Genomic DNA, 11,622 nt, shown 5'->3' with positions numbered 1-11,622 from the left:
GGGACACCTAGTCCCGGCGTCCGCGGCCCAACAAATCCTGCTGCACCTGCTCCAGGCTGATATGCCGGATGTTCTTTCCCTTGACGTAGTAAATGACGTATTCACAGATATTGCAGGCACGGTCGCCAATGCGCTCGAGTGAGCGCGACGACCACATGATGGCCAGACACACCGGAATCAGACGCGGGTCCTCCATCATGTAGGTGATTTGCTGCCGCATGATGTTTTCGTAAACGCTGTCGACCTGCCTGTCCTGCTGCGCCACCTGAAGCGCCGAATCGACGTCCATGCGCGCGAACGCGTCCAGCGCCTGGCGGATCAGAGCGCGCACCAGTCGCGCCAACTGTTCGACCTCGGTCAACTGGTTGCGCTTCGGATAATGCGAGGCCAGGTCGATCCCGTGCCGGGCAATCCGTTTGGCTTCGTCACCGATGCGTTCCAGATCGGTAATGGTCTTGATGACCGCAACCACCAGCCGCAGGTCCCGAGCGGTCGGTTGTCGCAGCGCAAGAATCTGCGTGCACTCCTCGTCGATCGACACCTCCAGCGAGTTGACCTTGTAATCGTCCGCAATCACTCGCTCGGCCAGCGGAACGTTGCCTTCCATCAAGGATTGCACCGCACTCGCGATTTGTTCCTCGACGAGCCCGCCGAGACTCAGCACGCGGCTACGGATGTCGAACAGTTCGTGGTCATACTGTTTTGAGATGTGGCCGTGGGTATTTTCAGGATCCGAGATGGTCGTCATGTTGGCCTGCTGAAATGGGGCTTCACCGGCAAGGAGACCGCTGTTGCTGGTTGCTGTTCGTGACTGCGAACGCATCGTGACCGCTGGGGGCAACGTCACCGACTGCGCATTATCGGGCCTTCGCACGGCGGCGACCACCCCACGTTGACCCGGAGCGTCATCGACCTCGACGCGTCAGACCTTTAGATTGAATCGGTTCAGCAACGCGTACAGCGTCGGACGAGTGATTTCAAGCAGCTCCGCAGCCTTCGAAACGTTCTCACCCGCCTCGGTAAGCGCCGCGCAGAGGGCTTTGCGCTCCGCTGCTTCACGCGCCTCACGCAAGGGCGTGACGCGAGGTCTGGTCTCGCCCTCCGACAATTCGAGATCCTTGGGCTCGATCAGTGGCCCCGCACCCATGACCACCGCCCGCTTGACCTTGTGCTGGACTTCGCGGACGTTTCCCGGCCAGTGGTAGGCCTCGAGCGCGGCCAGCGCGCTGTCGGAGAAGCCCAGGAGGTTGCGACTGAACTGTTTGTTGAAGGTTTCGAGAAAGGCGTTTGCGAGCACGACCGCATCCCCGGTTCGTTCGCGCAGCGGCGGGATATTGATGATCATCTCATTCAGACGAAAGAACAAATCCTCGCGGAACAGGCTCTGCTCGATCAGTCGGGTAAGATTCTGGTGCGTCGCGGCAATGACCCGCACATCGACCTTGATTTCCTGCCGGCCGCCAACCCGTTCCAGGACCCGGTCCTGCAGCACGCGCAGCAGCTTGGGCTGTAGCGATAAAGGGATGTCGCCAATCTCATCGAGAAAGAACGTGCCGCCATTCGCAAGTTCGAACTTGCCCTTGGTCTGCTGCGCGGCGCCGGTGTAGGCGCCGCGCTCATAACCAAAGAGTTCGCTTTCGAGCAGCGTCTCCGGGATCGCGGCCGCATTTACCGCGATAAATGGCTTGTTCGCCCGGGGGCTCAGCCGATGCAGCGCCCGGGCCAGCACCTCTTTGCCGGTACCGCTCTCGCCGAGCAGCAGCACCGTCATGTCGGTCGGTGCCAGGCGCTCGACCATCCTGCACATCTCGTGCATCTCGGGACTCGCGGCGACAATCCCCTCCAGTGGATTCGTGATGTGCAGGCGGGACAGCTTCCGGTTCTCCTCCTCGAGCGCACGCAACCTGAAGGCACGCTCGACCACGAAAGCTAAAATCTCCGGATCGATGGGCTTCTGGTAGAAATCGTAGGCACCCAAACCAATCGAACGGGCCGGATTGACCTTATCGTCGTTGCCCGTGATCACGATGACCTTGGTATGCGGCGCAGCGGACAGGATCTCCTGCAGCGTCGCGAAGCCTTCGGAAACGCCGCCCGGATCCGGAGGAAGACCGAGATCGAGGGTCACGACGTCAGGCTCATGCTTCCGAACGGCAGCCAACGCCGATTCCCGGTCGTCTGCAACACAGACCTTGTAATCGGTAAAACTCCACCGTAACTGGCTCTGCAGACCCGGATCATCCTCAACGATCAGCAATGTCTGATCCATCACGCCAGTGCCTCCACACGCTGTTCCTGCCGATTTTCGGCGTTCTGTCTGGGGATCACGATGCGAAACGTCGTGCCCTTCCCCAGTTCGCTGGTAACCACCATTTCGCCCCCGATTGAACGCACATACTCGCGCGACTCGTAAGCGCCGATGCCCATGCCGGTCAGACCCTTTGTCGTATCGAAGGGCCGAAACAGGCGGGTCCGGATGAACTCTGCGCTCATGCCCGGTCCGTTATCTTCTATCTCTATAGCGACGCTGTCCGGTGCCGGATGCATCACGCGCAACTGTACGCGACCGTGTTTGCCAGCAGCATCCTGTGCATTGTGTACGATGTGCTCGAAGGCGGAAAACAGGCGATCGCGATTCGCCGTCACCACGACCCCTTCCGCACCGTCCTGGAATAGCGGCCCCGGCACCTGCGAAGCACGCGCGGTCGTCACCTCAGCGAGGAGCCGTCCGACATCGACAGCTTCCGATACAACACTTGGACCCGCGTTACGCAACTGGTTCATCAAACGATTCATGCGTTCCACGACGTGGTCCAGGGTCTTGAAGGCGTCGCGTACGAAAGCCGGGTTGTCGTGATGGCGTTCGGCATTCCGCAACACCAGCGTCAACTGCGCTATCAGATTCTTCAGGTCATGGATCACAAACGCCGACAGGCGGTTGAAGCCTTCGAACTGGCGCGCCTCAGTCAACTGCCGGCCGGCATCATCCAGTGCCAGGTAGCTGGCCGCCACGGTACTGGCCGTCTTCAGCAAATCAAGCACTTCCCAGTCCCATTTGATGGGCGCCCGCGGCTTCGACAGCAGCAACACGCCGTACAACCGCCCTTCGTCACGGAACATCGGCAGCAGCAGCCATGCGTTGCTTTCCGGTTTCAGCCACATGGGGGGTTGCAGCCCGTCATAGGCTTCGGGCATGGACTCCATCTCCGCCAGATTCACGATCCATTCGCGCTCCACCATGTATGCTACCACCGGATCGTCGCTCTCCAGGCGCGCGACGTCCACTTGAGGCGCGCCATAGCTGGCCCGCCAGGCCAATGCCCCGGTCGAGTCCCGCCACCACAGCACGCCGTTCTGGCTTTCGACCAGGCGCCCGATGGCGTAGATGACCCGCTCCTCGAGGCTCAAGCCCGAAGCGGCATCGGCCAGCGTACGGGTCAAAGTAAGCCACTCCTCGCGATAGTCGTAGGCGTAGTTGAAAAAATTCTTGGTCAGGTAGACCCTGACACGCGCCCGCGTCTGCGCGGAAAAGAGCAGCAACACCAACGCCAGCGAGGCCGCCGCGACGAACACGATCTGTATGACGGGCCCCCATTCTCCGCCGAACACACGGATGTAGTAGCCGACAGTGCCCATCGAGAGCAGATAGATGCCGGTCCCCAGGAGCGTTGCCGAATGGAAGACGATACGCCGGGAGATGTACAGATCGAGATTCCATTCTGGATTCTTCGCCGCCGAGGTGGCGATCAGGGGAACGATGATGCCGGCGAGGGCCCCCCGCGCCGCCCAGAGGTCGGGATTGATGCGATCGAACAGCAGCGCGTCGGTGTAGAGATAGAAGTCGTAGGCGAACATTCCCCCCAGCGCGAGACAGATCAGCTTGATCCGCCACCGCAGGTCCGGCCGGGTGTTGCGGTACACCTGCTCGACCAGCGCCAGCCCCAGAATGGACAGTGCGACCAGTCCGAACTCCTGCCAGGACTTGCTGAAAAATTGCGGAAAACTTGTTTGCAGATAGGGAGTAAGCCACGCGTAGAGCCCCATGCTCAGCACGGCCACCTGCACACTGGCGCGAACCGCGCCGATACCACGCTGCCTCGGTGGGTACGCAACGCCTTCATGCTGGCCCAGCAGCTTTCCGAAGAAAGCCAGCCAGACGTAATCGCGCAGGAGTTCGATGGTCCAGATCAGCGCGGCAGGCAGGACACCGAACGCCTCCTGTAGCGCCAGCAAAAGACACCAGACGGTCGTGACCGTTGAAGACAGGATCAGCCAGCGACCCCGCAGGCTCTGCGGTCGGCGGAGCGTCAGCAGGACTGCCAGAAACAGTTGTGCCAGCGCGCCTGAAAGGTAGCTGAGCGTACCGACGGCCATCACGGCCAACGCGCTGAATCGATGAACACCATGTTCTCCTGGGAGGGGATCGTCCTTTTGACCGAACAATAGTTGCGCGTCATCGAAGGTCCGTCAAGGTTTTGCGTAGTGCATGACCCACACGCGGCCACAGCTCGCCCGCGCCTCTCGTCGATCTCAGCCGGCGAGACAAGCCCCACCTGGCGAACACCTGCATGTTAAGATCGAGACGCGCAAGCCGTCAGAGCAAGCCGGCGAATCGGAAACGACCGCCAGACGGGCACGCGCCCCGGCTTTATGGGGTTACCACAAGAGGGACTGCGGCGGATGTTTGTTTTCGATCGCTATCGTGTGCTGGCGGGGCTTTGCGGCGCCATGTTGGCGGCTTCGGGCACCGGTTGCCGGCTTGCCCAGGAACATGCCGGGCACGGACTCAGGGGCGGTGTCGAGCTGAAAGGCGAAACGCTGGGCACCAATCCTCCGCAGCAGGGACCGCGTCAGGTCTACGTCGCGGACTTTGCTCTCGACTCAGGCGACTTCCAGGGTGATCAGGGTGTCCGAGGCATGCTTCCGGAACGTGCCCAGCAAGGTCTGCTGGGACAGGTGGGGGAGCGCCTGCCGCATCACTTTGCGACTACCGACCCCGCCGCGCGAGCCCGGGAAATCGTCGACGCGATGGCCACTTCACTGGTGAACAGCCTGCGTGATAAGGGCTTCCCATCCCAGCGTTACCAGGGATCGGACAGCGCTCTGCCGAACGACGGCTGGCTGTTGCAGGGTGTGTTCACCGAGGTTGGCGAAGGTAACCGCTTCAAGCGCGCCATCATCGGTTTCGGCCAGGGCGCCTCGACGATGGAGGTTCAGGTGGGCATCAGCGATCTTGCCGGCGCCCATCCGCGCGAACCGTTCATGGTGTTCGGCACCGTGAAGGATCCGAGCAAAATGCCGGGGGCCGCAGTGACAATGAACCCCTACGTCGCGGCCGCGAAATTCATGATGGAAAAGGATGCTACGGGTAAGGACGTGCAGAAGACCGCCGACCAGATCGTCAGCGAAATGTTGAAGTACGAAGACAAGATCCGGCAGGAAGCGCTGAACCGCAAGGCGCGCTGACCGACGAGCGTCACCGCTTCCACTGGCAGAAAAAGAGCAACCGCATGACCCTATTGACCATCGAATCCCGCGACGCGCGCACCTTCCAGGTCACAGTTCAGGGACCCAACCCAACGACCCACACTGTCGCGGTGGCCCCCGACTACGCGAGCCGCCTCACCGGCGGACGCCTCTCCTCCGCAGAGCTCGTCCGCCGTTCGTTCGAATTCCTGCTCGAACGCGAACCCAACACCAGCATTCTGCGGAGCTTCGAACTGCCCGTCATCGCGCGCTACTTCCCGGAATACGAGACGACGATTCGATCGGGGCTGGACTGACCGGAACCTCTTTGGTGATCGCAGCGCGCGGTTAACTCTTGATACCCGTGCCCCGGCGCAGCAGCACGTAGGCCCAGGTCAGCAGCAGGACAATCAGGCCGCCGATCAAGGCGAAGGCCACGTCCAAACGCACGTCCGACACCCCGACGAAGCCGTAGCGGAAGGCATTGACCATGTAGAGGATGGGATTCCCCATCGAGACGGTCCGCCACCAGGACGGCAGCAGTTCGATCGAGTAGAACACGCCGCCCAGATACACCAGCGGCGTCAGCACGAAGTTGGGCACGATGGAGATGTCGTCGAAACTGTTCGCATAGACGGCATTGATGAACCCCGCCAGCGCGAACAGCGCCGCTGTCAGCGTGCCCATGGCGAGCAGCACGCCAGCATGGGCGACCTGGAGTTCCGTAAAAAACCCGGCCGTGGCGACAACGACAGCGCCGACGACGAGCCCCCGCACCACGCCCCCGCCCACATACCCCGCCAGCACCGCCCATTCGGAGACCGGCGCCGTAATCAACTCCTCGATGTGCCGCTGGAACTTGGTCGAGTAGAACGAGGACACGACATTGCTATACGCGTTGGTGATGACGGACATCAGTGCAATGCCCGGCACGATGTAGTCAAGGTAGGCGATGCCGTGGATCGGGCCGATGCGCTGCCCCATCAGCGCACCGAAGATCAGCAGGTACAGCGCATTGGTCACCGCGGCAGGCAGTATGGTCTGCGGCCAGATCCGGAAGAAGCGGCCGATTTCCTTGAACAGAATGGTTTGCAGCGCAATCCATTGGCCTCTACCGGACCACCCGCGTCTCCTCATGCGGCGGCGCCTGCCCCATCGCGATCTCCCGATTCCGCGATCAAGCGCATGAAATACTGCTCCAGACGACTCGACCCATTCCGGATGCCCTGGACTTCGATGCCCTGAGCCGCCAGTCGCGTGAACAAGCCATGCACGCCGCCCTCGGGCGGGACTTCTGCGATCAAGGTATACGGATCCTCCCGCTCCACCGCGTAGTCTTCGATGATGGGCACTTGGCTGATCGGATGCTTGAGTTCGAGGGTATATCGTTGCGTCTGAACTTCAGCGAGCAGTTCCTGCATCCGGCGGTTCACGACGATTCGGCCGTGATCGATGATCGCGATGTGCCGACACAGATTCTCCGCTTCTTCCAGGTAGTGCGTCGTCAGAATGACGGTCGTCCCCCGCCGATTGACCGAACGCAGAAACTCCCACATCGAATGGCGGATCTCGATATCCACCCCCGCCGTGGGCTCGTCCAGGATCAGCAGCCGCGGATCGTGCACCAGCGCCCGAGCGATCATCAAGCGGCGTTTCATGCCACCCGACAGTTGCCGCGACACCACGTTGCGCTTGTCCCACAGGTCGACCTGACGCAGGCAGCGCTCGGCCCGGACGGTCGCTTCCCGGCGAGGGATTCCGTAGTAACCCGCCTGATTGATGACAATATTCGCGACCTTGTCGAACTGGTTGAAATTTACCTCCTGCGGCACGAGCCCGATACAGCGCTTGGCGGCTTCACGGTCCCGATCGAGATCGTAGCCGCAGACCTCGACACGACCGCTCGTTTTGTTGACCAGCGAACTAACGATGCTGATCAGGGTCGACTTGCCGGCACCATTGGGACCGAGCAGTGCGAAAAATTCGCCTTCCGGAATTTCCAGATCGACGCCTTTCAGGGCTTCCAGGCGGTTGCCGTAGGTCTTGCGCAGATCCCGCAGTAGCAGTGCTGACATCGGGTTTTTTCGACAGGCATTGTTTAGAATGGCGGGCATCAGCCACCCGCAGCACAAAGCTTGCGCATTCTATCAGACCGACGACGCGGCCTTCCGTCACGTCGCACCGATTCCGAGGCTCCGCGTGACCGTAACTCCCCAATCCGATTTGCTCGCCGCCGTCGACCTGGGATCGAACAGTTTCCATCTGCTCGTGGCCAGCCACCGCAACGGGAATCTCACCGTCGTCGACCGGCTTGTGGAAATGGTCCGTCTCGGAGCAGGGCTGGACGCACAAAACAACCTGACGCCCGAAGCGCAGATCCGGGCTCTCGAATGCCTGGAGCGTTTCGGGCAACGGCTGCGCAACCTCCCACCCTGCAGCGTCCGCGCCGTTGGCACCAACACCTTCCGCATGGCCCAGAACGCACAGCCCTTCCTGCACCGGGCCGAGCATGCCCTGGGCCATCAGATCGAGATCGTGTCCGGCATCGAAGAGGCTCGTCTGATCTACCAGGGCGTCGCCCGGAGTCTGGCGCCCGACGGTACCCGACGGTTGGTCATGGACATCGGCGGCGGCAGCACGGAGTTCATCATCGGCGTCGATCAGGAACCGCTGCACAAGGAGAGCTTCCGGATGGGCTGCGTGTCGATGAGTCTCCGTCACTTTCCCGGCGGAAAGATTTCCGCCAAGCGCTTCAAGCGGGCCGTGATCGCCGCACAACGCGAACTGGAGCCCATCGAATTGGCCTTCCGCCGCGGCCAATGGTCGGAAGCCGTTGGGGCATCCGGCAGCCTGCGCGCGATTCAGAAGATCATCCTGGCTGCCGGCTGGAGCAAGGAAGGCATCAGCATTGCCGGCCTGGAGCGTCTGGCCGAGGGCATGATCGCCGCCGGCGACGTCGCGAAGCTGCAGTTTCCCGAGTTGAATCCCGAGCGCGCGCCGGTGCTCCCCGGCGGCGTGGTGATCGTCTATGCGGCGTTCAAGATCCTCGGCATCGAACTGATGAAAGTCGCCGATGGCGCCCTGCGCGAGGGTCTGCTGTACGATCTCGTGGGGCGGTTACACCATGCCGACATCCGCTCCACGACAGTCGAGACGCTGGCGACGCGCTACCACGTCGACCGCGATCACGCCGAACGCGTGCGGGAAACCGCCAGGGAGTTCGCGCGCCAGGCATTGGGGAAGGAAGCGGTGGATCTGGCAACGGTGGAGCAATGGTTGGGCTGGGCCGCGGAGTTGCATGAAATCGGCTTCGACATCGCCCATAGCGCCTATCACAAGCATGGCGCGTACATCGTCGAGAATGCGGACCTGCCCGGCTTCTCGCAACAGGAGCAAAAGCTGCTTGCGACGCTGGTCCGCGCTCACCGCCGCAAGTTCCCGGTCAAGCTGTTCCGGGACCTCGCTCACCCGTGGGACGAGCTCGCGCCGCGCATTGCCATTGCCCTGCGGCTCGGGGTGTTGTTGAACCGCAGCCGGCACCCTGCCCCACTGCCCGCCGTCGAACTGCAACTCCAGGACGTTCAGGTTACGCTCCGTTTCCCGGACGGCTGGCTGACAGATCACCCTCTTACCATGGCCGACCTGGAACAGGAAGCTGAGGTCCTGCAGGCAGCGGGACTCGCCCTAAGGTTCGCGTAGGCCCTCGCAGCATCGCCCCCTCAGACTGCGCGTCGAAACTGCTCGAGCAAGTAGGACTGCGCCTCGACTCCTCCGGTCGCGTTGGGTTCGGCGCGGCGATAATGACCATCGGATTGCTGTATCCAGGCCTGGCTGTCGTCGCGCAGGTAAAGATCCAGCTCGGCTCGAATGCGGTCTGCCAGCTTCCGGTTTTCGATCGGAAAGCAGGTCTCGACGCGGCGGAACATATTCCGCGACATGCAATCCGCGCTGGAGCAGAACAGTTCCGGCTCCCCATCGTTCTCGAAACTGTACACGCGGCTGTGCTCGAGAAAGCGGCCCACGATCGACCGGACTTCGATCGTCTCCGAAAGTCCCGGAACGCCCGGCCGCAGACAGCAGATTCCGCGGACGATCAGCCTGATCTCCACCCCCGCCATCGAGGCGCGATACAGCGTTTGAATCAGCACCGGCTCGACCACCGAATTCACCTTGATGACGATGCGCGCCCGCTTGCCCTTGCGCGCGTGCTCGATCTCCCGCTCGATCTTTTTGATCAGCGTTTTATGTAGCGTGAACGGCGCCTGCAGCAGTTTGTTCAGGCGCCCCACCTTGCCGAGACTGGTCAGTTGTACGAACACGCGGCGCACATCTTCGCCGAGATCCTTGTCGGCCGTCAGCAGGCTGTAGTCGGTATAAAGTCGCGCCGTCTTCGGATGGTAGTTCCCGGTGCCCAGGTGGGTGTAGTAGCGCAGGTGCTTGCCCTCGCGACGCAGCACCAGCAGCATCTTCGCATGGGTCTTGTAGCCGACGATTCCGTAGACCACCTGCACTCCGGCTTCCTGCAGCCGGGTTGCCAGCGAGATGTTCGCCTTCTCGTCGAAGCGCGCCCTAAGCTCGACCACGACCGTGACTTCCTTGCCGGCACGCGCGGCCTTCTCCAGGGCTTCGACCACGGGTGAATTGGAGCCGGTCCGGTACAGGGTCTGCTTGACCGCAACCACCTGGGGGTCCTCGGCAGCCTGCCGGACCAGCTCGATGACCGGATTGAACGACTCGTAGGGATGGTGCAGCAGAATGTCGTGCTTGCGTATCGCCTCGAACAGCGACTTGGGATCGTTCAGCTGAGACGGACAGCCGGCAGTAAACGGTGGAAATTTCAGCTCGGGCCGGTCGATCAGATCGCAGACCTCCCGCGAACGGCTCAGATTGACCGGTCCATCCACCCGGTACAGGCGGTCCTTGGTCAGTCCAAACTGACCGAGCAGGAAGTCGACGAGATCATCGGGACAATTTGCGGCCACTTCAAGCCGGACCTCGTCCCCATAGTTCCGACTGGCCAGTTCGCCCTCGACCGCCCGCAGCAGATCGTGGATTTCTTCCTCATCCAGAAATAAATCGCTGTTGCGCGTGACGCGGAACTGATAGCAGCCGCGCACCTTCATGCCGTGGAAGAGATCATCGATGAACGCATGGATGATCGACGACAGAAACACGAAATCGTGCGGCCCGCTCTCGGTATCGGCTTGCGGGAGCTGTATGATCCTTGGCAGCGCGCGGGGCGCCTGCAGAATGGCCAGATCCAGATCCCGGCCGAATGCATCCTTGCCGGACAAGGAGATGATGAAATTCAACGCCTTGTTGAGGATGCGCGGAAAGGGATGCGTGGGATCGAGACCGATCGGGCTGAGAATCGGCAGCAATTCATCCGTGAAGTAGCGCCGTAGCCATGCCTGCTGTGATTCATTCCAGTCGGAGCGGCGGATGAAACGGATGTTCTCGATGGCCAGGGCGGGCAGCAAGGCTTCGTTAAAGACGCGGTACTGCTCCGCGACCAGCGCGTGCGCGCGACTGCTGATTTCCGCGAGGACTTCGGTCGGCGTGAGCCCGTCGGCCTCGGTCTGCAGCGAGGCCAGTTCGGACCTCTGGATCAAGCCGGCGGCTCGAACCTCGAAGAACTCGTCGAGATTCGAGCAGGAGATGCACAGGAAGTTGAGCCGCTCCAGCAAGGGAGTCCGCGAATCCTTGGACTGTTCGAGCACGCGGCGATTGAACTCGAGCAGACTCAGTTCCCGATTGATGTACCACTGCGAATCGTCGAGTGCGCGGGCGAGAATCTCACCGGACGCGGGTGTACTCCGGCCGGGACTGGCCGGCACCACTTGCGCCAAATCCGCCACCGCATCGCCCTCCCCGACCAAGTGTTTAGCTGCGCGAATCATGCGCTGAGCTTTTTGCCGGCTGAAACCCGGGATGAGAATCAACCGTTCGACGGCGACATTCGCCAATTCTTCGACCGAAAAGATGCCATGCTCGGCCAGGCATGCGCGCGTCGACTTGCTGATGCCCTTCACGTCGCTGATGATCAAACCGGATCCTCCAAAAAGCAGTCCATCCGCATTGCCTCCGGCGGAAGCAGCGAAACGGTCGGGCGATTGCGGCGAAGTCACCCTGACCGCTTACCGACATGCGCCGGAA

The 11,622-nt window shown here is 61.7% G+C and carries 9 protein-coding genes; 3 read left to right on the top strand and 6 right to left on the bottom strand.

The annotated features are described in order from the left end of the window. Positions 1 to 7: 7 nt before the first annotated feature. The 3 genes from phoU to prsK all read right to left on the bottom strand — a co-directional run bounded on the left by phoU (position 8) and on the right by prsK (position 4,374). The gene (gene phoU, locus ACW73L_RS01850) at positions 8 to 748 is read right to left on the bottom strand and encodes a phosphate signaling complex protein PhoU (protein WP_129882362.1); all 741 of its coding nucleotides are present in this window, start codon (positions 746 to 748) and stop codon (positions 8 to 10) included. A gap of 174 nt (positions 749 to 922) precedes the next feature. After that, a complete protein-coding gene (gene prsR / locus ACW73L_RS01845) occupies positions 923 to 2,269 on the bottom strand; it encodes a PEP-CTERM-box response regulator transcription factor (RefSeq protein WP_129882363.1) in 1,347 nt (448 codons plus the stop codon). Beyond that, the gene (gene prsK / locus ACW73L_RS01840) at positions 2,269 to 4,374 is read right to left on the bottom strand and encodes an XrtA/PEP-CTERM system histidine kinase PrsK (RefSeq protein WP_498919837.1); all 2,106 of its coding nucleotides are present in this window, start codon (positions 4,372 to 4,374) and stop codon (positions 2,269 to 2,271) included. The genes prsR and prsK overlap by 1 nt, the downstream gene beginning before the upstream one ends. Before the next feature lie 306 nt (positions 4,375 to 4,680). Between prsK and ACW73L_RS01835 the strand changes: the two genes are divergently transcribed. Both ACW73L_RS01835 and ACW73L_RS01830 read left to right on the top strand, forming a co-directional pair. Then, a complete protein-coding gene (locus tag ACW73L_RS01835) occupies positions 4,681 to 5,466 on the top strand; it encodes a DUF4410 domain-containing protein (protein ID WP_498919643.1) in 786 nt (261 codons plus the stop codon). A gap of 44 nt (positions 5,467 to 5,510) precedes the next feature. Beyond that, a complete protein-coding gene (locus ACW73L_RS01830) occupies positions 5,511 to 5,783 on the top strand; it encodes a hypothetical protein (protein ID WP_498919642.1) in 273 nt (90 codons plus the stop codon). Positions 5,784 to 5,814: 31 nt separating this feature from the next. Here the strand turns inward: ACW73L_RS01830 and ACW73L_RS01825 are convergent, their stop codons facing one another. Then, the gene (locus tag ACW73L_RS01825) at positions 5,815 to 6,603 is read right to left on the bottom strand and encodes an ABC transporter permease (RefSeq protein WP_498919641.1); all 789 of its coding nucleotides are present in this window, start codon (positions 6,601 to 6,603) and stop codon (positions 5,815 to 5,817) included. Further along, entirely contained in the window at positions 6,600 to 7,541 is a 942-nt protein-coding gene (locus ACW73L_RS01820; protein WP_498919640.1) for an ABC transporter ATP-binding protein, read from the bottom strand. The genes ACW73L_RS01825 and ACW73L_RS01820 overlap by 4 nt, the downstream gene beginning before the upstream one ends. Positions 7,542 to 7,665: 124 nt before the next feature. Here ACW73L_RS01820 and ACW73L_RS01815 point away from each other — a divergent pair, with 124 nt between their 5' ends. Continuing rightward, a complete protein-coding gene (locus ACW73L_RS01815; protein WP_498919639.1) occupies positions 7,666 to 9,165 on the top strand; it encodes a Ppx/GppA phosphatase family protein in 1,500 nt (499 codons plus the stop codon). A 20-nt stretch (positions 9,166 to 9,185) separates the two neighbouring features. On the opposite strand, the gene ppk1 is transcribed toward ACW73L_RS01815, so the two are convergent. Beyond that, entirely contained in the window at positions 9,186 to 11,513 is a 2,328-nt protein-coding gene (gene ppk1 / locus ACW73L_RS01810) for a polyphosphate kinase 1 (RefSeq protein ID WP_498919638.1), read from the bottom strand. Positions 11,514 to 11,622 lie beyond the last annotated feature (109 nt).

Source organism: Methylolobus aquaticus (genome assembly GCF_054172105.1).
The sequence above is the reverse complement of the archived record's forward strand: the minus strand, read 5'-3'. Positions and strand labels throughout refer to the sequence as shown.